This is a genomic window from Streptomyces sp. NTH33, from assembly GCF_003236365.1.
Lineage (GTDB): Bacteria > Actinomycetota > Actinomycetes > Streptomycetales > Streptomycetaceae > Streptomyces.
On the sequence record NZ_POTZ01000082.1, the window covers coordinates 1 to 20,396 of the forward strand.

The window sequence follows — 20,396 nt, forward strand, 5'->3', positions numbered from 1 at the left end:
GCGGGCGGCTGCTGATCCCCGTGCACCCCTGGCAGGCGGCGCACGTGCTCGGGCGGCCGTGCGAGGAGGGCGTCCTCGCGGCGCACCCGCTGATGTCCCTGCGCACCCTGGCCGTCCCGGCCCTCCCCGGCGGACCGCACGTCAAGACGGCGCTCAGCGCCCGGCTGACGTCGTCGGTGCGGGACATCTCGATGGGCTCGGTCGCCGCGTCGGCGGCCCTGTCGGCGTTCGCGACGGATCTGGCGGCCCGCTCGGACGGTCTGCTGCACATCACCCGCACGCTGGGCGCGGCCGGCGCGGGGTCCGCCGACCTGGCGGCGTTGTGGCGTGAGTCGCCGCGGACGTACGCCGGCGAGGGGGAACACGTACTGCCCGTGGCCGCGCTGTCCACCCTGGACCTGCCCGACTCCCCTTCCTGGCTGGCCGAGTTCACGCGCCTGTCCCTCGCCGTGTGCCTGCGTCTGCTGGAGTGGGGCGTGGCCCTGGAGGCGCACGGCCAGAACCTGCTCGTCGTGCTGTCCGAGTCGGGCACACCGCTGCGGCTGGTCTACCGGGACCTCGCCGACATCCGCGTGAGCCCCGCCCGACTCGCCCGGCACGGCATTCCCGTGCCGGATCTGCCCGCCCGGAACCTCACCGACGATCCAACCGCCCTGCGCCGCAAGCTGCTCGGCTCGCTGGTGGCGGGCGCGCTGGCCGGAACGGCCGGGTCGTGGGCCGCGCTGCGGGCGGCGCTGGAGACGGCCGTACGGGACCTGCCGCGCACCCCTGACCTTACGGCACTGTGCGAACAGCCTTTGCCGGCCAAGGCGTTGACGTTGATGCGGCTGTCCCCCGGGACGCCCGGCGACCAGTGGACCGGGCTGCCCAACCCGCTCGTTTCCCAGGCCGTTTTGGCCCCCGGCGCGTCCGGTCAATAGGATCCGCCGATGATCACAAGACAACGGCTGGCGGCAGGAGTCTGTGCTCTGCTCGCCGCCCTGACGGCCGGGATGGCCTTCCCCGCCGGCGCGGTCGCCGACGAGACGGAGGGGCAGGACGCCCCGAAGGTCGAACTCGTCCTGGACGTCAGCGGTTCGATGCGGACGCGGGACATGGACGGCGGGTCGCGGATGGCCGCGGCCAAGCAGGCGTTCAACGAGGTGCTCGACGCGACCCCGGAGGAGGTCCTGCTCGGCATCCGCACCCTGGGTGCCAACTACCCCGGCAACGACCGGAAGGAGGGCTGCAAGGACACCGCGCAGCTCTACCCGGTCGGCCCGCTGAACCGCGCCGAGGCCAAGGCGGCGGTGGCGACGCTGGCGCCGACCGGCTGGACCCCGATCGGACCGGCGCTGCTGAAGGCGGCCGACGACCTCGAGGGCGGCAACGGCCTGCGCCGGATCGTCCTGATCACCGACGGCGAGGACACCTGCCAGCCGCTGGACCCGTGCGAGGTGGCCCGTGAGATAGCGGCCAAGGGCATCGGCCTGACCATCGACACCCTCGGCCTGGTGCCGGACGCCAAGACCCGCGACCAGCTCATCTGCATCGCGGAGGCGACCGGCGGCACCTACACCTCCGTCCAGCACAAGGAAGAACTCAGCGACCGCGTCGGCCAGTTGGTCGACCGGGCCGCCGACCCGGTGGTGACGCCGGTGGCCACGGAGGGCTCCACGGACTGCGCGAAGGCGCCGACGCTGAAGTCCGGCCTCTACACCGACCGTGAGGAGTTCGGGCAGCAGCGCTGGTACCGGGTGGACGTCGATCCCGGCCAGGAGCTGCGGGCCTCGGTGAGCGTGGCCGCCGACCGGGCCGTCGCCCCCGACTACGGGGTGCTGGTGCGGGCCGTGACGGTGCACGGACGGGAGATCGTACGCGGTGAGGCGGCGGGCAACGGCCGTACGGACGTGATCTCCTCGGGTCTGCGCTACCCGAAGCCCGAGAGCGACGGCGAGAGCGCGCCGGCCGAGACGGTGTGCCTGCAGATCACCAACTCCTTCTCCGCGGCCGCCGGGGTGAAGACCACGCCGGGTCTGCCGCTGGAGCTGACCGTCGACGTGGTGGACGGTCCGGGCAAGTCGAGCGACGTGGCCTCCTTCGGTCTCGGGCGCGGCTGGTGGCTGCTCGGCGCACTTGTGCTGACCGGCTTCCTCGCGGGTCTGCTGTGGGGCTGGGTGTCGCGCTGGCGGGTCGCCGTCTGGAGGACGAACTGATGCGTATCACACGTGTGCTGGGCACGGCCCTGCTGGCGCTCGGGCTGGCCGCGGGTCCCGCGGCGGCCGACTCCTCGCCGTCCGCGAGCCCGTCGGACGACGGCGGCGCCCCCACCCAGGCGGGCACCTCCTTCCGTACGGCGACGGAGATCGAACAGGGTCAGCAGGCCACCGCCGGCGGTTCCACCGGTGACTACATGTACTGGTCGTTCGCGGCGGACGCCGGGCAGCGCCCCACCGTCAAGGCGACGGTGAAGCTGCCCGAGTCGCACGCCTCGCAGACCTGGCAGATCGACGTCTACGACGGTCTGCGGCGCCGCCAGTCCTGCCAGTACGGCGCCCAGACGCGCACCGCCGCCCAGGGCACGGCCTCCGTGGACCTGGCCTGCGTGCTGCGCACGGTCCGTGCCTGGTCGGAGCCGTGGGCCAACGACCCGCTGCCGGGCACGTACTACATCCGGCTCATGGCGGTCGGCCTGCCGGTGTCCGACCTGGGTCTGCCGGTCAGCGCCGAGGTGCGGGCCGACTCCAAGGACATCGGCGGCGCGGCGGCGGTCGACGGCTCGCTCGCGCAGCCTCTGACCCCGGGCATCGCGGTCAAGTCCGAGCAGTCAAAGGACGACGGCAAGGACGCGAAGAAGCCGGCCGTGCTGTCGAGCATCGAGCCCGACGGCGGCTGGTCCTCCGGCTGGTGGTCCGACCGCTGGGTGTGGACCGGCATAGGCGGCGTACTGGCCGCGCTCGCGGGCATCGGCGGCTACGCGCTGACCCGCGGCTCGGGCCGCCCGTCACGGGTACCGCCGGGCTACTGACGGCTTCCCGGAAGATCCATCGGCCCGCCCCCGCGCTCCGGGGGCGGGCCTTCTTCCGCGCCTTACGCGCTCAAAAGTCCTTCGAAACCGTGACCTGCGCTGTGTTCCCGTCCCCGTGCCGGCCGCGGGACTTCGGTGCGACTTCCGGAACCTGCCTGTCAGCTACCCGTCACTGAGGTGACGGGCTTGCACAACGTCGCGTCACTGGATGTGGCGCTGCGTTTGCGTCCAGCCCCGCCCCGGCGCGTGTGCTCCGGTGGTGGGGCAGGGGCCGTTGACGGGGCCCCGCGTCGCCACAACTCCCACGCGCGGGCGCGGATGTTGCGGGAGCCGTTCCGATCCGCGTGATCAACGAATCCGCAGGACCGGCAGGTGAACCGGGCCTGGCTCACCCGGTTCGCCCTGTCGATGTGTCCGCACTGGGCGCAGGTGCGGGAGGTGTACGCCGGATCGACGTGCACCACCGGCACTCCGGCCCTGCGGGCCTTGTACGCGATGAACCGCCCGAGCTGGTGGAACGCCCAGGAGTGCAGGGTGGCCCGTTGGGGCTTGCGGAGCCGTACCCGTTCGCGGATGCCCGTCAGGTCCTCCAGGGCGATCCCGCGACCGGTGCTCCCCCACTGCCTGAACGGCGTGGGAGGTGCCCCCATGCCTCGGCCACCACATGCTTCGCGATCTTGTGGTTGATGTCCCGCGCCCGCCGCGCCTCCTTACGCCTGCGTTTCCGCAGGCGGCGCTTGGCTGACGGGGTGTTCTTCTGCTGCAGCTTGGCGCGCAGCCTGCGCTCCCGGACCCGAATGCGGTTCAGCTCCCGCCCGGCCATGACTTCGCCGTCGGACGTGGTGGCGATGTTGACGATGCCCAGGTCGATGCCGAGGAAGTCGGTCGGGTCGGTGTTCAGCGGCTGCTCGGGGACCTCACAGGTGGCGTTCAGGAACCACATGCCGTCCCGGTACACCAGGTCCGACTCGCCCCTGCGGTGAAGGGCGAGAGTGGCCAGCTGCTCGGAGGAGGCGGTGAACGCCACCTCCTTCACCCGCCCGGCGGTCGTCCAGATCGAGACCCGCCGCCGGTCGGTCTGCCAGGACAGCATCCGGTCGTCGTAGGGCTGCGCGCCCTCCGCCCGGAAGGCGATCGGCTTCTCGGTGGCCCTGCGGTAGCGCTTCGAGCCCGGCCGGCCCAGCCACCCGGCCCTCAGGTTCGCCCGCAGCACCGCGTAGGCGTCGCAGGTCTTCTTGATCACGCGCTGGGCGGCCTGCGCGCCCAGCCCCCACCGCGCCTTGATCTCACGGTAGGTGTGCTGATGTAGCGCAAAGTTGTTCTTCACGTCCTTGGCGAAGGCGACACCGCTGGCCCAGGTCGCCGCCTCGTTGCAGGCGCGCAGGGTCGCCTCCAACGCCGCTGCCTGCACAGGCGTCGGCAGCAGCCTGATCTGCACCACCAGCTTCACGATCACCGATCGTAGACACCCGTACGAGCGGCCCTCGCACGTTCCCCACCCTCTCCACCACACCGAGTGATCATTCATTCACACGTTCGGCCACCTCACGGACGGCCTTCCGCCGCACCTGGACACCCGCGCACTTGCCCGGCCACTGCGCGGACGGGCAAGTCCAGCGAAGTTGCGGCGTCCCTCGCAGGCGTGGGGCGCCGTACGGCTGGTACCGCTGGTCCGGGCCGAGGCGATCCACGACCTGCGCCTGCACCCGCGGATCCACGGTGGGCCGGGCGTGGTCGACCTGGGCCGGCAGGGAAGCTACTGCTCCTACATCCCGCACGGGTTCGTCGCCGAGTGGACCGGGGACGGCTCGCCTGCCGCCGCCTACGGCACGCAGCTGACCGACGGTCGGCCGGAACAGGAAGTCCCGGCCGTGCGGCTGCGCTTCCACCGCCGGATGGCGCGCCGGGAGGCCAAGCACCGGCTGCGCTTCCTGCCGCTCCACCTCGCGCTGGAGGGCTATCTCTCCCTGCACTTCAACGGCCCCGCCATCGCGTGGGAGCAGTGGTCGCAACGGGCCCTGCGCCAGGGTCTCTCCCCCCGCGTCGAGGCCTCCTACCTGGGCACGGAGGTACCCGGACTGACCGACGCACTGCGCGTCTTCGAGGTCCACCCGGGTCAGTGCGGCGTGCTGGTCCATCTGGCCGACGCACCGGCCACGGCGTTCGTGGTACCGCACCCGGAGGACTACCGCACGCTGCACCCGACCCTGCTGCAGGACCTCTGCGGCGACCTGGTGCACCACTACGCGACTCTGATGCCCCCCGTGACGGACTTCCGGGCCCGTATCGCCGAGGCACGGATCCGCTCGCTCGCCGACCTGCGGGAGGCCGCGGTGGAGCAGACGGCGCGATGGGCGGACTTCCACGACACGACCCTGGCGTCCGGACTGCTGGAGCAGGAGCGCACCTGACATCAGGTCCACCGCATGGGCCGCTTCACGCTCTCCCGTTTCCTGCCGCCGTTCCGCCCACGGCAGGACAACCACATCGGCGAGGCGATCACCGACGAACACGGTCGAACCGTCTACCTCAAGACGTTCCGCCTCTCGGAGAACCAGGTGCGCCGCGGCCACCTCCTCAGCCGCCTCGCCGCCCACGACTGGCACCTCGCCGACACCGCCGCCGAACTCGGCCTGACCGAGGCCCAGCTCGGCCTCCGCCTGGAGACGTCCGGCTTCGGCCGCCTGCTCCGCCAGGACGTACTGGACCACTACCGCGGCCGGACGCGAACCGCACGCAGGTGACCTGCCGGTGGCGCCTCCCGCAGGCCGCGCCACCGGCCCCCGCTCGAACGCTCCGGCGACGAGATCGTCCGTGCCGCCCGTCGCCGGCGGCCGGAGCATCCCGGCGGTTGAACGGTCAGCCCCGCCCCGCCCGGTCGAACCGGGCAGCCCAGTCGCGGAGTTGGTCGACCAGTTCGGCCGGTTCGAGCACGCGGAACTCGGCGCCGAGAGCGCCCAGGGCCAGGGCCGGCCAGTCCAGGGAGTCGGTGGTCATGCGGACCCGGCAGTGTTCGGCGTCCACCTCCTCGACCGTGCTCCACCGCCCGATCCGTTCCAGTACGGTCGCGGCCGGGGCGTACACCAGGGCCGTCACCCGGTACGGACGGGGCAGGTTGTCGATCCCGGCGCGGACGAACTCGGCGGCGTCGGCGGCGGGCAGGGTGCGCGGGCGGAACGGAGCGCCGGTGCCCTCCGGCGCAGTGAGCCGGTCGACCCGGAAGCTGCGCCAGCCGTGCCGGGTGAGGTCGTACGCGACCAGATACCAGCGGCGCTCGAGGCAGACCAGCCGGTGCGGCTCGACCTGCCGGTCGGTGCGGCGGCCGTCGGCGGCGGTGTAGCCGAAGCGCAGCTGTTCGCTGTCCCGGCAGGTCAGTGCGAGTGTGGTGAGCACGCCCGGGTCGACGCCCGCCCGGGCCGGGCTGCCCCAGCCGGCGGGTACGGTCATCGCGCGCAGCGCCTCGACCCGGCGACGCAGCCGGGTGGGCATCACCTGCACCACCTTGGCCAGCACCCGGACCGAGGACTCCGCGATGCCCTCCACCGCGCCCTCCGCGGCGGTGTGCAACCCGACGGCCAGGGCGACCGCCTCATCGTCGTCGATCACCAGTGGCGGCAGCGTGGCGCCCGCGGCGAGCTGGTAGCCGCCGTCGACGCCGCGCTGCGCCTCCACCGGGTAGCCGAGCTCGCGCAGCCGGTCGACGTCCCGGCGCAGAGTGCGGACCGAGACACCGAGCCGGTCGGCCAGTTCGGTGCCCGGCCAGTAGCGATGGGTCTGCAGTAGGGACAGCAGTCGCAGCGTCCGGGTGCTGGTGTTCGCCATGTCTCCGATTCTCCCGGAATTCAGGACAGAAACTGTCCGCTATGGCGCCTACCGTCGTTCTCGACCGAGGAACACGGGACCAACCGAAGGCGGAGATCATGACCGAGACCCTGAGCCGGAGCGAGTCGGCGGCCCTCACCGGCGAGCGCGCCGACCTGCTGCGGACGCTGAGCAAGCACCGGCACTTCCTGCGCTTCACCACCCGCGACCTCACCGACGAGCAGGCCGGGCTGCGAACCACCGTCAGCGCACTGTGCCTGGGCGGCCTGGTCAAGCACGTCGCCGCGATGGAGCGGACCTGGGTGGACTTCGTCCTGGACGGACCGTCGGCCATGCCCGACTTCACCGCCATGGCCGAGGCCGACTTCGCCGAGCGGGCTGACGAGTTCCGGCTGCTGCCCGGCGAGACGCTGACCGGCGTGCTGGCCGAGTACGCGGCGGTGGCCCACCGGACCGACGAGCTGATCGCCGCCCTGCCCGACCTGGACGCGACCCAGCCGCTGCCGAAGGCGCCGTGGTTCGAGTCCGGCGTACGCTGGTCGGCCCGTCAGGTGCTGCTGCACGTCATCGCCGAGACCGCGCAGCACGCCGGGCACGCCGACATCATTCGCGAGTCCCTGGACGGCGCCAAGACCATGGGCTGAACGGGAAGTTAGATCGGTAATGGCACCGAGTTGACTTGGTTCAAGAGCAGCCACAGCACCCCCGACGGCGCTGCTTGCGTCGAGGTGGCTTCCACACCGGGATCCATCCGCGTACGGGACTCGAAGCAGGCACGGGGACCCCAGCTCGCCTTCGGATCGCAGGAATGGGCTGCCTTCGCTTCCTACGCGGCCGATCGCTGACGCAGGCCACGCGCCCCGTGCCCAGTCCGGTACGGGGCACGGGGCGCAGGCATGCGGGTGCAGGCATGCGGGTGCAGGGTGCGGTTCCGGCCGGGGTCGGCGGCACCGCGCCGGGTGTTGGGGTGACGCCGAATTCGGTGGGTCCGGGCGATGCACGAAAGGCGACCGCATTACGTCGGCTCCCCGTTGGCCTCGTCGTAAGCCGCGCGCGACTGGGCGATGTACACCCGGTTGCGCTCGGCCCAGTCCGTCAGCCGTTGCAGAGTCTCGTGCAACTCACGAGCGACGGGGGTCAGCTCGTACTCGACCTTCGGCGGCACCGTCGGGTACACCGTGCGCGTGACGAGCCCGTCGCGCTCCAGGTTGCGCAGGGTGAGGGTCAGCATGCGACGGCTGATGCCCTCGATGCCGCGTTCGAGTTCGGTGAAGCGGATGGGGCCGTGAGCGGCGGCGACGAGGATCTGCACGCTCCATTTTCCGGCGACCCTGTCAAGAACTTCGCGGACCGGGCATGCGTGCGCGTTCACGACCTGGACGGTAACACCGTTGTTCCCCTGGGACATTGAAGTGCCTCCTTATGCCGCACCCCATAGTCACTCACGATGCACTCCGTTACACATCGTGCACCTAGGGTGCCCTCGCAGAATACGGAGGCCAGAAGGCCATGTCGACCACGGTTGCGTCACCGACGCACACGCCGCCACACCGCACGTACTCCCGCTGGGCGGCCTTGGCCGTCCTGTGCGCGGGCACGCTGATGACGATCCTGGACGGCAACATCGTCACCGTGGCGATGCCCGCGATCCAGAACGACCTGGGGTTCAGCGGGCCGGGGCTGGCCTGGGTGGTCAACGCGTATCTGATCCCGTTCGGCGGGCTGCTCCTGCTGGTCGGCCGGCTCGGGGACCTGGTGGGCCGCAAGCGCATGTTCGCCTCCGGGCTCGCCGTGTTCACGGCGGCTTCGGTGCTGTGCGGGATCGCCACCAGCCAGAGCGTGCTGATCGCGGCACGGGCCGTGCAGGGCGTGGGCGGGGCGATGGCCTCGGCCGTCGTCCTCGGCATGCTCGTCGCGCTCTTTCCCGAGCCACGTGAACGAGCCCGGGCCATCGCGGCGTTCAGCGCGGTGGGCGCGGCGGGCGGTGCGCTCGGCACGTTCCTCGGCGGAGCGCTGACGCAGACCCTCGGCTGGCACTGGATCTTTCTGATCAACCTGCCGATCGGCGTCGCCGCCTGGCTCGCGGCGGTCCGGGTGCTCGCGCCGGAGAGCGGGGCCGGGCTGGGCCACGGCGCCGACGTCCCCGGGGCGGCCCTGGTCACCGGTGCGCTCATGCTCACGGTTTACGTCATCGTCGGCTCAGGCGACCGGGACCTGACCTCGACCGTGCTTCTGGCCGCGCTCGCCCTGACGTTCCTCGTGGCATTCACTCTCCGGCAGGCGTGGGCGGCACGTCCGCTGCTGCGACTGCGGCTGCTGCGCTCCCGGCTGCTGAGCGGCGCGAACGCCGTACAGATCCTCATGATCGGCACCATGTACGGCTTCCAGTTCATCGGCGCGCTCTACCTCCAGCGTGTCCTGGGCTACGGCGAGTTGGCGACCGGCATGGCCTTCCTGCCGGCTCCGGTGGTGATCGGGGTGCTGATGCTGGGCCTGTCGGCGCGGCTCGTCGGCCGGTTCGGCGCGTACCGGGTATTGCTGACCGGGTTGGTGCTGATCACCGGCGGGATGGCGCTGCTGAGCCGGGCACCGGCCAACGGCTCATATGTCACCGACGTGCTGCCGCCGCTGCTGCTGCTCGCCACGGGGTTCGCGGCCGCGATGCCCGCGCTGACCGGGCTCGCCATGGCGGGGGCCGCGAAGGAGGAGGCCGGCCTGGTCTCCGGCCTCTTCAACACCACACAGGTGGTGGGTGGTTCGCTGGGACTGGCGGTACTGTCCACGCTCGCCGCCACCCGCACCGGCGCCCTGCTCGGCCACGGCACGGAGCTGATCACAGCCATGGCAGAGGGCTACCAGCTGGCGTTCCGGGTGGCGACGGCTTTCGCGGCGGGCGCGCTGGTGCTGGCAGCGGTCGTGCTGCGGGCCCGGCGCGACTGAGGTCGGCAACCGTGGTGGTGCGCTGGACGCGGGGGCACAGGTTCCTCTCTACTGCGATGTGCCGGGGTCCTGCGCGGTTTCCCAGCGGAAGGCGGCGAGGGTGACCTGTTCCTCGTCCGGTCCGGCGTCGCCGTCCTCGTGGTCGCCGCTCCGCCGGCGGCGGGCCAGGTTTCCGAGGGCGACGATCCCGCTGAGCAGCAGCCCGATCAGGCAGACCAGGCCGAGTGCCAGTCCGGCCATGGCCAGCAGGCCGAGTCCGGCCAGGTGCACCATGATGTCGCCCAGGTCCATGCATCCACACGCCAGCATGCCGCTACGTTCCCCGCGCACGGTGCGGCCGTGGTGCCGCGTGGCGGATCCGTGCTCCGAAAGTGTCTGTTCCGCGATGTGCGCGCAGGGGCTGTGGGCGCGTGAGCTCGCCGGGTCCTGGGCCGTGGGACCGTAGCCTGTGACGTATGGGTGATCTTTTTCTGGTCCGGCACGGGGAGACCGAGTGGTCGCGGTCCGGGCGGCACACCGGGGGGACGGACGTGCCGCTGACCGAGCGCGGCCGGGAGGAGGCACGGCGACTGGTGCCGTTGGTCCGGTCGCACCGGATCGGGGCGGCGTTCGTCAGTCCGCTGCAGCGGGCGCGGGAGACGGCCGAGCTGGTCGGGGTCCACGACGCCCGGGTCGACGCGGATCTGCGGGAGTGGGACTACGGCGGGTACGAGGGCATCACGACTCCCGAGATCCAGCGCACCCGGCCCGGCTGGTTCCTGTTCACCGACGGGGTCGTGCCGGGGCCGCCGGAGCATCCCGGGGAGACCGTGGAGCAGGTCGGGGAGCGGGCCGACCGGATGCTGGCCAAGGTGGACGCCGCGTTCGCCAACACCGAGGGCGTGGTGCTCCTGGTGGCACACGGGCACTTCCTGCGGGTGCTCACCGCCCGGTGGCTGGGGCTGGCGCCGTCGTCGGGGGCGCTGTTCCAGCTGGCCACGGGGACGGTGTGCCGGCTGGGCACCGAGCACGGGCGGCCGGTCATCGCGGGGTGGAACATCCGGCCGTCGCCCTCACCGTGAGCGGTGCCGGCCCGTTGTCGGACCCGGGTCGTACTCTTCGAACGGGCTGATCGAATGGGTTGATCGACGGCCCGGGGAGGAGTACGCCGTGACACGACCGCCGACCGCCGCGCAGCTCCGCGTCATCGACGCCGCCGACCCCGTGACCGGGCGGCTGAGGGGTACTCAGGCACAGCTCACCGCCCTGGTGAAGCGGGGGCTCGCGTTCCGGCACCCGCGCCCGCCGCACGACCACTTCCTGACCCCGGCGGGGCACCGCATACGGGAGGCCGAGGAGGAAGAAGCGACGACGGTGGCGGAGGCTCCTGCTGCTGGAGAGGCGTCCTCCGGCAGCGGTGTGTTCTCCGCTCGCGTCGGTGGTGAGGAGGAGGCGTACGACGGCTACGACGGCGCGGCGCGGGTGCGCGAGGTGCACAGCGCCTGGCAGGGGCTGCTGGAACTGCGCCGGATGACCAATCCGGACGGTGCCACCGACCGGCCGTGCGGCTGGGAGCGTACGAACCTGGTGCGGGCCGCCGCGCTCGCCCTGGAGGCGGCCGGGCACCCTCCGGCCGGGCCTGACGCGGACGGCTACCGGGTGCGCGCGACACCGCAGCCGGAGGCGGTCGCCGTGTACGGGCCGGACGGCGCGGCGCTGCGGGCGTGCGCGGCCACGCTGGAGCGGGCGGGCTGGCAGGCCGGGGAGTACACGGAGCCGCGGACGAGGACCCGGTACCTGCTGGCGTCACCGCGCAGGGTGTGAGGGGCGTGCGAGCATCGGTGGTTCGAGTGACGTGGAAGGCAGAGAAGCAGAGAAGGGGACGCCGTGAGTGAGCCGTTTTCCGTCCGGGTGACCGTCCGCGGGTACGAGACCGATGTGCAGGGGCACCTCAACCAGGCCGTGTACCTCAACTACGCGGAGCACGCCCGCTGGTCGTTGCTGCAGGCGGCCGGGATCAGCCAGTCGGGGCTGATCGCCCGGGGCGTGGGGCCGGTGGCGCTGGAGACGACCATCCGGTACCGGCGGGAGCTGCTGGCCGGTGACGAGGCCGACGTGACCTGTGCCTTCGAGTAGGGCGGCGGGAAGACCTTCCGTATCCGGCAGGCCATACGCAAGACCGACGGCACCGTGGCGGCCGAGATCACGGCGGTCGGCGGGCTGATGGACCTCACGGCGCGGAAGCTGGTCGCGAATCCCCAGGAGTACTTCAAGGAGCTGACGTCGGATCCCGGCCTCTTCGGCCTCTGAGCGGAACGGCCGGGCGGCGACCGGGAGCCGTCGCTCCCGGCCGGAGTCCCTCGACTGGTCAGCTCCGTTCGGTGATCCGTGCCAGGCGCTGGGCCTGGGCGCGGGTGGAGCGGGCGATGGTGTCCTCGTCGGCGTGCAGCAGGCGGCCGTTCTCGACGACCTGCCGGCCGCCCACGAAGGAGGCGGTGACCGGTGCGGCCGCGCCGAAGACCAGGGCGGTGACCGGGTCGGCGATCGAGGCGTGGGCGAGGGTGTCGAGCCGCCACAGGACGAGGTCGGCCAGCTTGCCCGGCTCCAGGGAGCCGATCTGGCCGGCGCGGCCGAGGACCTGGGCGCCGCCGTGGGTGCCCAGGCGCAGTGCCTGGCGGGCGTCCAGGGCGGCCTCGCGGTGCGGGCCGAGCCGGTTGATCAGCAGTGCGTTGCGCAGCTCGGTGTGGAGTTCGCCGGACTCGTTGGAGGCGGTGCCGTCGACGCCGAGGCCGACCGGGATGCCGGCCGACAGCATGTCGGGCACCCGTGCGATACCGGCCGCGAGGCGGGCGTTGGACGAGGGGCAGTGCGCCACGCCGGTCCTCGTGCGGGCGAAGGCGGCGATGTCGGAGTCGTTCATGTGGACGCAGTGCGCCATCCACACGTCCTCGCCGAGCCAGCCCGTGGACTCGAAGTAGTCGGTGGGGCCCATGCCGAAACGCTCGTGGCAGAACTTCTCCTCCTCCCTCGTCTCCGATCCGTGCGTGTGCAGCCGTACGCCGAGCCGGCGGGCCAGTTCGGCGGCCTGCTTGAGCAGGTCGGTGGTCACGGAGAACGGCGAGCAGGGGGCGACGGCCACCTGGGTCATGGCGTCGAAGGAGGCGTCGTGGTGCTCGCCGACGGTCGCCTCGGTGGCGGCCAGCGCATCGTCCAGGCTCTCCACGGCGAAGTCCGGCGGCAGGCCGCCGTCCGACTCGCCGAGGTCCATGGAGCCGCGGGCCAGGGTGAGGCGGACGCCCATCTCGCGGGCGGCGCGGACGACCGCGCCGGACAGGTCGCCGGAGCCGCGCGGGTGGATGTAGTGGTGGTCCGCGGCGGTGGTGACACCGCCACGGACCATCATCGCCAGTGAGCCCCTGGCCGCCGCGTACACCATCTCCTCGTCGATGCGCGCCCAGGCCGGGTAGAGGGCGACGAGCCAGTCGAACAGGTTGCGGTCGGTGGCCAGGCCCCGGGTGATCCACTGGTAGAAGTGGTGATGGGTGTTGACCAGGCCGGGGGTCGCGAGGTGGCCGGAGGCGTCGATGCGGCGTACGACGTTCTCCAGGCCCTCGGGGGCCCTGCCCGCGCCGAGCGTCTCGATACGGTTGCCGGCGAGGACGAGGTACCCGTCCGCGTACTCGGTGTCGTGCGCGTCGACCGTCGCGATCGAGCAGTTCTCGATGAGGATGCGCTGGACTGCTGCTGCCATGGTTCCCTCCTTCTCGCCCGGTGGGCCTTGTCCGGTGGACCTCGCTCGGCGGCCCCGCTCAGTGGACCGGGATCCGCGCCTCGCAGCCGTCCCGGAGCACGGTGGCCTCGATCAGGCCGTAGGGGCGGTCGGCGGCGAAGTACACAGCTCCGTCGGCGGTGTCGTTCTTCAAACCGAACGGCTCCAGGTCCACCAGGAAGTGGTGCTTGTTCGGGAGGGAGAAGCGGATCTCGTCGATCTCGTCGCGGTGGTCGATGACGCGTGCGCCCATCCGGTGGAGCGTCTGCTGCAGCGAGAGCGAGTACGTCTCGGCGAAGGCCTGGAGCAGGTGCTTCCTGGTCTGCTCGTAGGACTCCTCCCAGTCGGGCGTCTCCTGCTCGTCGCCGGTCCAGTGGAACCGCCAGCGGGCGGCGACGTCCGTGGCGAGGACGCGGTCGTACGTCTCCGGGAGGGTGGTGTACTTGTCCTTGATGTAGCCCCAGAACTCCGAGTCGGTCGAGTTGAGCACCGTGAGGTCCTTCAGGCCGGAGACCACCTCCCATTCCTCGCCGTCGTAGGTGATCTGCGCCAGCCGGGTCTCCTGGCCCTTGCGGACGAAGGAGTGCCCGGTCCCGGTGCCCTCGGCGGGGTCGGAGGTCCCGATCCGCTCCCAGGCGTACTCCTCGATGCGGATGCGGGCCCGGTGGATCGGCTCCTGCGAGGTGACGAAGTGGCGGGCGAGGTGGATGCCGAACTGCTCGGCGGACTCGATGCCGTGCTCCTTGGCGAAGGCGTACACCGTGTTCTTGGTGGTGTCGGTCGGCAGGACGTTGGCGTTGGAGCCGGAGTAGTGGGCCTCCTCCATGGCGCCGCTCAGCGCCACGGACACGTTCAGGTCCTTGATGTGGTGGACGGCTCCGTCCCGCGTGATCCTGACGACCCGGGTCTCGGCCTTGCCGTACTGGTTCTGTCCCAGAATCGTGGGCATCTCCGGCTAGCTCCCTCGGTACACGGAATAACCGAACGGGTTGAGCAGCAGCGGTACGTGGTGGTGCTCGCCGGGTACGACGGCGAAGGTGACCGCCACCTCGGGGAAGAACGCGGATGTCCTGGAGGCGGATTCCTCGAAGTACGGCTCCACGGCGAAGTCGAGCCGTACGTGGGTGGTGCCCTCCGGCAGGGCCGGGAGGTCCTTGCACCGGCCGTCGGCGTCGGTCGCGGAGCCGCCGAGCGTCTGCCAGGGCGCGTGCGAACCCTGGCGGGCGGAGAGGTGGACGGCGACGCCCTCGGCGGGGCGCCCGGCGGAGGTGTCCAGGATGTGCGTGGAGACGGAGGCGGTGGTCTCGGTGCTCATGCGTTTCCTCTCCTCCGGGAGCGTTCACGCGGTCGGGCGGTCACTCGCCTCTTCGAGCAGGCGGGCGAGGCGGATACGGTTGATCTTCCCCAGTTCGGCGCGGACGATCCCGTACTCCTGCTCCGGCGTGTTGCCGGTCCGCTCCTTGAGGGCGTCGCGCATCTGCTCGCCCGTCCGGCCGGTGGCGCAGATGAGGAAGACGTGACCGAACTTCTCCTGGTAGGCCAGGTTGAGGCCGAGCATCTCGGCCTTGAGCGCGTCGGAGGCGCCGGCCATGCCGCGCTGCTCGCGGGCCGAGGCGGGATCGCCCGGCTCGGGGCGGCCGATCGGCGGGTGGCCGGCCATCGCCTCCCGCAGATCCGCGTCGGTCAGCTCCGCCACGGCGGCGTCACTGGCGGCGTAGAGGTCGTCGGGGGTGGCACAGGGACGGGCGGCCAGCAGCCGCTCGGCCCACGCCGTGGAGGCGCACGCCCGCAGAAGGGCGGCGCGGGCCGCATCTTCCGGGAGGGTGTTGAATCGGGCGAGGCCCGGCGGCATGGACGTCGACGTCACGGGGGCCTCCGTGGGCCGCGTACGGTCTCTTCGTGCTGAACGGGCTGGGGACAGCCAACACCCTCCGCGACACCGCGTCAACACTTTGTTGAAGATTCGGGCCCCGGGCCCGGCGGCGTTCTCAGCTCTCCCTCTCGCGGTTGAGGTAGTTGTAGATGGTGAAGCGGCTGACGCCCAGCGCGCTCGCCACGGTCTCCACCCCGTGCCGCACGGAGAAGGCGCCGCGCGCCTCCAGTGTCCGTACGACCTCCTGCTTCGCCTTGCGGTCCAGGTCCGCGAGCGGCATGCCCTTCCCCCGCTCCATGGCGGTCAGGATGCGGTCGAGGGAGTCGGCGAGCCGGGGCAGGCGTACGGCGACGGCGTCGGCGCCCTGCCAGGCGAGCACCACGTCGTCGGGGCTCGCCTCGTCGGGTGGGAGCATGGTGCCGCCGATCGCGTCGACCAGCGGCTTCACGGCCGCGACGAACGGCTCGTCGCCGGTCATCGCCCGTCCTCCTCGATCACGTTGACCTGGATCGAGATGCGGGTGGCGCCGGCCGCCAGGGTCTTGCGCAGCACGGCGTCCACGGCGGCCAGGACGGAGTCGACGCCCCCCTCGCCCGTGTTGCCGAACGGGCCGATGTCCACGGCGTCCAGGCCGCCGGCCTCGATGACCCTGCGCGCCACCAGCGCGTGGGCGGGGGGCTCGTCCAGGTCGAAGGGTTCGGTCGTGAACTCCGCTCTCAGCCGCACTGCGCCCCCATGACGTCGGCTCCGACCCGCGCGTTCTCCCAGTCCTCCGAGGGAAGGGACGACTGTGGACGCTCGGGGTCGTCGCAGCGTTGGTGTGCCGGTGTGTCCCCGTCGTTCCGACACGACCCTAACGGACTCCCCGAGGCGGTCAGCAGAGATGCGCGGGTATGCCGTCCAGGCAGGACCGGACGGGACGGGAAGCTCGCGCCGTGGGTGCGGCCACGGACCGACCGGGCTCTGTGGTGACGCCCAGGGGCTCAGGCAGGCGTGTAGGTCAGGCACTCGACCTCGGTCTGCCGGTAGCCCACCGTGATGCCGGCGGCGCGGCATTCGAGCTCGGTGTTGTGCCGGCAGTCCGACATCTTGCACGCGCCGACCCGTCCGGTGGCGGACGGGTCGCCGCCCTTGTTCGAGGAGGTGGTGAAGGTGTCGCAGTGCGCGTGCCGGACGACCACACCGGCCCTGTCGCCCACGGTGATGGCCAGGGCGTGGCAGGCACGGTCCCGGTTGTAGGCGCAGTTCTCGGCCGCGCACTCGTTCACCACGGGCATTTCCATGACGGCGGTCTCCTCGTATCGGTGTGCCCGTCCGGCTCCTCGACGGTGAGCGGCAGGCGGCTGACGTGACCACGGGCCCACCCAGGTCGAGCATGGTCGCCGGCACCGCCGACGGCCAGCGGACTTCGGCCGAACGGGCAGCGGCCGGGGGAGTTCGTCCGGGGCGGAGAGTGTGCCGTGAAGCGTGAGGGCGCCGTGGCCGCGGCCCGGTGCCGGCGTCCGCCGGGCCGTGCTGAGGGCTCCTCCCGGTCGACACGCCTGGTGTCCTGGCGCGTCCCGGGCGGTCAGGCCGGTTCGCGCAGGAGTTGTTCCAGGCTGCCCAGCAGGCGGAGCGCGTCCGCGCGGCGGCCCGGAGGGAGGGCGGTACCGGCCGGGCGGGGCGCCTCGGGAGTGACCACGCGCAGCGCCGTCGCGGCCTGGCGGGCGAACAGCGCCAGCAGGTCCAGCTCCGGCAGACCCGAGCGTGCCTGCGGCGACGGGTCCAGGACCTCCAGGACGCCGAGCACGCGCCCGCCGCTGACCAGGGGCGCCGCCATGAGCGCGTCCGGTACGTACGCGGTCGACTCGGCGAACGAGCGGTCGAAGGACGCGCTCGCGGTGAGGTCGTCGACGACGACGGGCTCGCCCGACATCGCCACCCAGCCCGCGATGCCCCGCCCCGCCGGGAAACGACGGCCGACGAGGAACTCCTCGCCCTCGCCGGAGACGGCCGCGAACTCGAGTTCGTCCTGCTCCTCGTCCAGGAGGAGCACGGACCCGGCCGCGGCGCCGAAGATGGCGCGGGCCACCTCGACCACGGACTGGAGCAGTTCACGCCGGTGGGCGTCCGCCGCCGGAGCGGGCACGTCCCCCGGCACGGCGGCGGGTTCAGTTCTCGGAGTCATCGGATGCCTCTCCTGCCGGAAGGTGGTGCCGCGGCTCGACGCGCACGTTGGCCGCGGACAGATAGAGGGCGCTCTTGAGCTGGAAGGCCGTCATCCTCGGGTGGGCGGAGAGGAGACGCGCGCACAGGCCGGTGATGTACGGGGTGGCGAAGCTGTTGCCGGTGGTGCGGATGGTGGCGCCGCCCAGCCACGGCACGGTCACGTTCTGGCCGGGCGCGAAGAACTCCACGGGCGGGGCCGGGTTGTAGAGGTGCAGGCCGGAGTCGTCCTCCTGGTGGCTGCCGACGGAGATCACCGAGGCGAACCGCCAGGGAAAGCTCTCCACGGGGGTGTTGTGCGCGGAGGCGACGATGACGGTCCGGGCGAAGTAGGCGCGGTCCGCCAGCTCGTGCAGGTCGCGGGCGAACTTCGTGCGGGTGGTGGACAGGCTGAGGTTCACCAGGTCGAATCCCTGGTCGACGGCCCACCGCAGCCCGGCCAGCAGCACGTCGCCGGTGCCGGAGAACCGTTCGCCGAGGACGCGCACGCTGTGCAGTTCGCAGTCCGGCGCGGTGCGGCGGATGATGCCCGCGCACGCGGTCCCGTGGCCGCAGGTGTCGCCGGTGCCGGTCTCCCGTACCTCGGTCCGGCCGGTGTCCGGGTCCTTGACGACGACCCAGGAGCCGGCGAGCGGCCCGACCAGCGGATGGTCGCGTTCCACACCGGAGTCGACGACGCACACCCGCACGCCCCGGCCGGTGCCGGGCACGCCGGGCAGGACCGGATCGGCGAGCACGGGCACGTCGTCGGGGCCCCTGCCCCGCAGGCTCCAGGTCAGCGTGGTGCCGGGACCGCTCGTGGTCGTGGTCGGGTCCATGCCTCAGATCGTCTCCGTCGTCCTGGCAGCGGTGAGCTCGCCGAGCAGGCTCCGCGCGGCCCGGGCCCCCGGCAGGTGCCCCTTGTCGGTGAAGTGCTCCACCGCCGACCGGGCCGCGGCGGCGGCCCCGGTGTCCCGGCCCAGGGCGGCCAGCACCCGGGCCCGGTCGAGCGCGGCCGTGGCCCGGAGCAGGGGCGAGTCCGTCAGGGCGGCGGCGGCCACGGCCTCGTCCGCGGCGGCCAGGGCCGTCCGCTCGTCCCCCGACGCCGCGGCCAGTCTGGCCCAGAGTCCGGTGAGGTCGACGGCGTCGGCCCGGGGCAGCCCTTCCGCGCCGGCCGCCGGAGCGAGACGTCTCGCGGCCTCGGCGGGGCGGCCGTCGTCCAGCAGCAGGCGTCCGGCCTCCAGCGCGATCGCGCACCGCATGCCCGCCGCGCCCAGGCGGACCGCCTCCTCGTCGGCGGCGGCGAGGAGGCGCAGCGCCTCGGACCGCCGCCCGGCCAGGGTGTGGACGGTGGCCCGGAACACGGGCAGGAACACCTTCGCCTCGGCGTAGGACAGCCCGGCGGACAGGCGTTCCGCCTCGTCCAGGGCGGCGAGCGCCCGGGCGGGCCGGTCGTGGAGCGCGAGGAGGACGGCGAGCGGGCAGTTGAGCGTGACGCCCACCGTGGGGCGGCCGCCGCCGTGTTCGGCGAGCAGGGCCCGGCAGCGTCCGACGGCCGCCGCCACCGGCTCGGGCCCGCGCCACAGGGAGACGCCCACGGCTCCCAGGGCCGCGGCGCGTTCGGGCTCGGCGCCCGCGGCGACCGCGTGTCCGAGCGCGCGGACCAGTTCGCGGTCCGCCTCCTCGTGCCGGCCGGCGAGCTGGCGCTGCTGGCCGAGGCGGAGGCGGGCCCTGGCCTGTCCGACCCGGTCGCCGGCGGCCTCGAAGACCGGCAGCACGGCGCGGGCGACGGACGGCAGGCCGTACCGTGCGGGCTCCTGTACGGCGAGCGCGAGGCGGGCGTGAGCGGCTTCGACGGGGGCGGTGCCGTCTGTGGGTCGGGGATCCCGCGCCGGGGGGCGTTCTGCTCCGCCATGGCACCTCCTCGGTCGTCCGTCCGGGCCGGGCGGCCCGTCGCGGTCCTCATCCTGGCGCGCGGCGGCGGCCCGGACATGGGGGTCCTTCCCCCATCTTTCCGGGGTGCTCCCCCACCGGTGTCGCAGACCAGTGGGGGAAGTGCCACGGACGGCCCGCCCCGGGCCGGGCGCGGTACTCCCGGAGTGGGCGCCTCGCGCGACAGCCCTCCGCGGACAGCCCCGCCACCGCCGTCCCCGCGTATCCGCACCCGCGCGCCGCCCGACCCCTGGGGCATGCCTGTGCACCGGTCCGTGGCGAACTGAGGTTCCCCCGCCGCGCGGGAGTGGCCCGGCGCCGAACCGGTGCCGCGGCGGCCGGAGTCGCCGTGCGCGGCCTGGTGCCCGCGCGGTCGCGTTCCCCGCGTGCGTGCACCGCGGGAGTGCGCTCCTGTCCGGCTTCCTGAGCGGTGCGCTCGCCTGGCCCGGGTGATCACGTCGAAGACCGGGACAGCCGTCGTCCAGGAGGATCTCCACGTCGGGCAAGTGCTGGAAGCAGCCGGCGATGCCTTCGTCGCGTGCCGCGGTCGCGTCGTGCGTACGGCCGGGGCGCAGAGCATCGGTCCTCACGTGCGGCCCTCATGGTGTTCTGTTCCTTCTCGCCCGAGCCCCATACTCACCGTCCCCCGCGGCCGGCCATGGGCCGGCGGACCTGGATCCGGTGGCGTCCAGGCGGAGCTCGCCCCCTTCTGCCCGGACATGGGCGAAGACGTCCGTCAACGTTCTCAGGCGCAGGTCAGAACGTTCAGGAACCACGCGTCCTTGCTCGGTCAGGAGGGCGCGTGTCTCCCCGACCGCACGGGTGATGGTGGAGCGGTCGACGCCGAACAGCAGCCGAGCTCAGCGAGGCGACGCGGGCGGCGGAGGCGG

24 protein-coding genes and 3 pseudogenes are annotated in these 20,396 nt (G+C 72.6%); 11 read left to right on the forward strand and 16 right to left on the reverse strand.

The features are described 5' to 3' along the window. The 3 genes from C1I97_RS11105 to C1I97_RS11115 all read left to right on the forward strand — a co-directional run. The coding region (locus C1I97_RS11105; protein ID WP_309147794.1) for an IucA/IucC family protein at positions 1 to 920 on the forward strand (920 nt) is incomplete at its 5' end. Between the two features lie 9 nt (positions 921 to 929). Then, a complete protein-coding gene (locus tag C1I97_RS11110) occupies positions 930 to 2,195 on the forward strand; it encodes a VWA domain-containing protein (protein WP_111003064.1) in 1,266 nt (421 codons plus the stop codon). Further along, a complete protein-coding gene (locus tag C1I97_RS11115; protein WP_111003082.1) occupies positions 2,195 to 3,007 on the forward strand; it encodes a hypothetical protein in 813 nt (270 codons plus the stop codon). Before C1I97_RS11110 ends, C1I97_RS11115 begins: the two co-directional genes overlap by 1 nt. Positions 3,008 to 3,165: 158 nt before the next feature. Here the strand turns inward: C1I97_RS11115 and C1I97_RS42940 are convergent, their stop codons facing one another. Together C1I97_RS42940 and C1I97_RS11120 are read right to left on the reverse strand one after the other, a co-directional pair. Then, the gene (locus C1I97_RS42940; protein ID WP_441349104.1) at positions 3,166 to 3,657 is read right to left on the reverse strand and encodes an RNA-guided endonuclease InsQ/TnpB family protein; all 492 of its coding nucleotides are present in this window, start codon (positions 3,655 to 3,657) and stop codon (positions 3,166 to 3,168) included. Then, complete coding sequence (locus tag C1I97_RS11120) at positions 3,588 to 4,457, reverse strand: transposase (RefSeq protein ID WP_441349105.1); 870 nt, start codon at positions 4,455 to 4,457, stop codon at positions 3,588 to 3,590. Before C1I97_RS11120 ends, C1I97_RS42940 begins: the two co-directional genes overlap by 70 nt. Before the next feature lie 172 nt (positions 4,458 to 4,629). Between C1I97_RS11120 and C1I97_RS11125 the strand changes: the two genes are divergently transcribed. Both C1I97_RS11125 and C1I97_RS42450 read left to right on the forward strand, forming a co-directional pair. After that, positions 4,630 to 5,418 (forward strand): ARPP-2 domain-containing protein, encoded by a 789-nt coding sequence (locus C1I97_RS11125; RefSeq protein WP_309147795.1) that lies wholly within the window; start codon positions 4,630 to 4,632, stop codon positions 5,416 to 5,418. A 15-nt stretch (positions 5,419 to 5,433) separates the two neighbouring features. Beyond that, positions 5,434 to 5,751, forward strand: coding sequence for a hypothetical protein (locus C1I97_RS42450; protein ID WP_309147796.1), 318 nt, complete (start codon positions 5,434 to 5,436; stop codon positions 5,749 to 5,751). A gap of 115 nt (positions 5,752 to 5,866) precedes the next feature. Here C1I97_RS42450 and C1I97_RS11130 read toward each other — a convergent pair whose 3' ends face one another. Then, entirely contained in the window at positions 5,867 to 6,829 is a 963-nt protein-coding gene (locus C1I97_RS11130) for a helix-turn-helix transcriptional regulator (protein ID WP_111003065.1), read from the reverse strand. Between the two features lie 98 nt (positions 6,830 to 6,927). Between C1I97_RS11130 and C1I97_RS11135 the strand changes: the two genes are divergently transcribed. Next, entirely contained in the window at positions 6,928 to 7,473 is a 546-nt protein-coding gene (locus tag C1I97_RS11135) for a DinB family protein (protein ID WP_111003066.1), read from the forward strand. A 30-nt stretch (positions 7,474 to 7,503) separates the two neighbouring features. Further along, entirely contained in the window at positions 7,504 to 7,674 is a 171-nt protein-coding gene (locus tag C1I97_RS42455) for a DUF397 domain-containing protein (protein WP_441349106.1), read from the forward strand. Between the two features lie 170 nt (positions 7,675 to 7,844). On the opposite strand, the gene C1I97_RS11145 is transcribed toward C1I97_RS42455, so the two are convergent. Next, on the reverse strand, positions 7,845 to 8,237 hold the full coding sequence (locus C1I97_RS11145; RefSeq protein WP_111003068.1) for a winged helix-turn-helix transcriptional regulator: 393 nt from the start codon (positions 8,235 to 8,237) through the stop codon (positions 7,845 to 7,847). Positions 8,238 to 8,338: 101 nt separating this feature from the next. Between C1I97_RS11145 and C1I97_RS11150 the strand changes: the two genes are divergently transcribed. After that, entirely contained in the window at positions 8,339 to 9,769 is a 1,431-nt protein-coding gene (locus C1I97_RS11150) for an MFS transporter (protein ID WP_111003069.1), read from the forward strand. Positions 9,770 to 9,817: 48 nt separating this feature from the next. On the opposite strand, the gene C1I97_RS11155 is transcribed toward C1I97_RS11150, so the two are convergent. Then, positions 9,818 to 10,078, reverse strand: coding sequence for a hypothetical protein (locus C1I97_RS11155; protein WP_146608192.1), 261 nt, complete (start codon positions 10,076 to 10,078; stop codon positions 9,818 to 9,820). A 146-nt stretch (positions 10,079 to 10,224) separates the two neighbouring features. Between C1I97_RS11155 and C1I97_RS11160 the strand changes: the two genes are divergently transcribed. The 3 genes and pseudogenes from C1I97_RS11160 (at position 10,225) to C1I97_RS11170 (ending at position 12,058) form a co-directional block, all read left to right on the forward strand. Next, positions 10,225 to 10,830: a histidine phosphatase family protein gene (locus C1I97_RS11160; RefSeq protein ID WP_111003071.1), complete on the forward strand. Its 606-nt coding sequence runs from the start codon at positions 10,225 to 10,227 to the stop codon at positions 10,828 to 10,830. Positions 10,831 to 10,918: 88 nt separating this feature from the next. Then, positions 10,919 to 11,572 carry a hypothetical protein gene (locus tag C1I97_RS11165; protein WP_111003072.1) on the forward strand — a complete coding sequence of 218 codons (654 nt, stop codon included), beginning with the start codon at positions 10,919 to 10,921 and terminating at the stop codon, positions 11,570 to 11,572. A gap of 63 nt (positions 11,573 to 11,635) precedes the next feature. Then, a pseudogene (locus C1I97_RS11170) lies at positions 11,636 to 12,058 on the forward strand (acyl-CoA thioesterase). A gap of 58 nt (positions 12,059 to 12,116) precedes the next feature. On the opposite strand, the gene C1I97_RS11175 reads toward C1I97_RS11170, so the two are convergent. From C1I97_RS11175 to C1I97_RS41340, 11 genes and pseudogenes are all read right to left on the reverse strand, one after another. Then, entirely contained in the window at positions 12,117 to 13,499 is a 1,383-nt protein-coding gene (locus tag C1I97_RS11175) for an 8-oxoguanine deaminase (protein WP_111003073.1), read from the reverse strand. Between the two features lie 58 nt (positions 13,500 to 13,557). Next, positions 13,558 to 14,466, reverse strand: coding sequence for a factor-independent urate hydroxylase (pucL, locus tag C1I97_RS11180; protein ID WP_111003074.1), 909 nt, complete (start codon positions 14,464 to 14,466; stop codon positions 13,558 to 13,560). Between the two features lie 6 nt (positions 14,467 to 14,472). Next, the gene (gene uraH, locus C1I97_RS11185) at positions 14,473 to 14,832 is read right to left on the reverse strand and encodes a hydroxyisourate hydrolase (protein WP_111003075.1); all 360 of its coding nucleotides are present in this window, start codon (positions 14,830 to 14,832) and stop codon (positions 14,473 to 14,475) included. 24 nt (positions 14,833 to 14,856) lie between these two features. After that, a complete protein-coding gene (gene uraD / locus C1I97_RS11190) occupies positions 14,857 to 15,384 on the reverse strand; it encodes a 2-oxo-4-hydroxy-4-carboxy-5-ureidoimidazoline decarboxylase (RefSeq protein WP_111003076.1) in 528 nt (175 codons plus the stop codon). 121 nt (positions 15,385 to 15,505) lie between these two features. Further along, positions 15,506 to 15,868 (reverse strand): helix-turn-helix domain-containing protein, encoded by a 363-nt coding sequence (locus C1I97_RS11195; protein WP_111003077.1) that lies wholly within the window; start codon positions 15,866 to 15,868, stop codon positions 15,506 to 15,508. Next, on the reverse strand, positions 15,865 to 16,116 hold the full coding sequence (locus C1I97_RS11200; protein ID WP_111003078.1) for a hypothetical protein: 252 nt from the start codon (positions 16,114 to 16,116) through the stop codon (positions 15,865 to 15,867). Before C1I97_RS11200 ends, C1I97_RS11195 begins: the two co-directional genes overlap by 4 nt. A 257-nt stretch (positions 16,117 to 16,373) precedes the next feature. After that, positions 16,374 to 16,673, reverse strand: a complete 300-nt coding sequence (locus C1I97_RS11205; protein WP_111003079.1) for a DUF1540 domain-containing protein — start codon at positions 16,671 to 16,673, stop codon at positions 16,374 to 16,376. Positions 16,674 to 16,957: 284 nt separating this feature from the next. Continuing rightward, complete coding sequence (locus tag C1I97_RS11210) at positions 16,958 to 17,557, reverse strand: GAF domain-containing protein (protein ID WP_111003080.1); 600 nt, start codon at positions 17,555 to 17,557, stop codon at positions 16,958 to 16,960. Beyond that, entirely contained in the window at positions 17,541 to 18,413 is an 873-nt protein-coding gene (locus C1I97_RS11215) for a S8 family peptidase (protein ID WP_111003081.1), read from the reverse strand. The genes C1I97_RS11210 and C1I97_RS11215 overlap by 17 nt, the downstream gene beginning before the upstream one ends. Positions 18,414 to 18,416: 3 nt before the next feature. Next, positions 18,417 to 19,448: pseudogene (locus C1I97_RS11220) on the reverse strand (adenylate/guanylate cyclase domain-containing protein); the annotation flags it as partial. A gap of 456 nt (positions 19,449 to 19,904) precedes the next feature. Continuing rightward, positions 19,905 to 20,360 (reverse strand): annotated as a pseudogene (locus C1I97_RS41340) (transposase family protein); the annotation flags it as partial. Positions 20,361 to 20,396 lie beyond the last annotated feature (36 nt).

Bases quoted from the DNA above. Each gene is read 5' to 3' on its own strand.
- C1I97_RS11110 (WP_111003064.1), top strand. From the start codon at position 930: ATGATCACAAGACAACGGCTGGCGGCAGGAGTCTGTGCTCTGCTCGCC.
- C1I97_RS11115 (WP_111003082.1), top strand. From the start codon at position 2,195: ATGCGTATCACACGTGTGCTGGGCACGGCCCTGCTGGCGCTCGGGCTG.
- C1I97_RS42940 (WP_441349104.1), bottom strand. From the start codon at position 3,657: ATGGGGGCACCTCCCACGCCGTTCAGGCAGTGGGGGAGCACCGGTCGC.
- C1I97_RS42450 (WP_309147796.1), top strand. From the start codon at position 5,434: ATGGGCCGCTTCACGCTCTCCCGTTTCCTGCCGCCGTTCCGCCCACGG.
- C1I97_RS11130 (WP_111003065.1), bottom strand. From the start codon at position 6,829: ATGGCGAACACCAGCACCCGGACGCTGCGACTGCTGTCCCTACTGCAG.
- C1I97_RS11135 (WP_111003066.1), top strand. From the start codon at position 6,928: ATGACCGAGACCCTGAGCCGGAGCGAGTCGGCGGCCCTCACCGGCGAG.
- C1I97_RS11145 (WP_111003068.1), bottom strand. From the start codon at position 8,237: ATGTCCCAGGGGAACAACGGTGTTACCGTCCAGGTCGTGAACGCGCAC.
- C1I97_RS11150 (WP_111003069.1), top strand. From the start codon at position 8,339: ATGTCGACCACGGTTGCGTCACCGACGCACACGCCGCCACACCGCACG.
- C1I97_RS11155 (WP_146608192.1), bottom strand. From the start codon at position 10,078: ATGCTGGCGTGTGGATGCATGGACCTGGGCGACATCATGGTGCACCTG.
- C1I97_RS11160 (WP_111003071.1), top strand. From the start codon at position 10,225: ATGGGTGATCTTTTTCTGGTCCGGCACGGGGAGACCGAGTGGTCGCGG.
- C1I97_RS11175 (WP_111003073.1), bottom strand. From the start codon at position 13,499: ATGGCAGCAGCAGTCCAGCGCATCCTCATCGAGAACTGCTCGATCGCG.
- pucL (WP_111003074.1), bottom strand. From the start codon at position 14,466: ATGCCCACGATTCTGGGACAGAACCAGTACGGCAAGGCCGAGACCCGG.
- uraH (WP_111003075.1), bottom strand. From the start codon at position 14,832: ATGAGCACCGAGACCACCGCCTCCGTCTCCACGCACATCCTGGACACC.
- C1I97_RS11195 (WP_111003077.1), bottom strand. From the start codon at position 15,868: ATGACCGGCGACGAGCCGTTCGTCGCGGCCGTGAAGCCGCTGGTCGAC.
- C1I97_RS11205 (WP_111003079.1), bottom strand. From the start codon at position 16,673: ATGGAAATGCCCGTGGTGAACGAGTGCGCGGCCGAGAACTGCGCCTAC.
- C1I97_RS11210 (WP_111003080.1), bottom strand. From the start codon at position 17,557: ATGACTCCGAGAACTGAACCCGCCGCCGTGCCGGGGGACGTGCCCGCT.
- C1I97_RS11215 (WP_111003081.1), bottom strand. From the start codon at position 18,413: ATGGACCCGACCACGACCACGAGCGGTCCCGGCACCACGCTGACCTGG.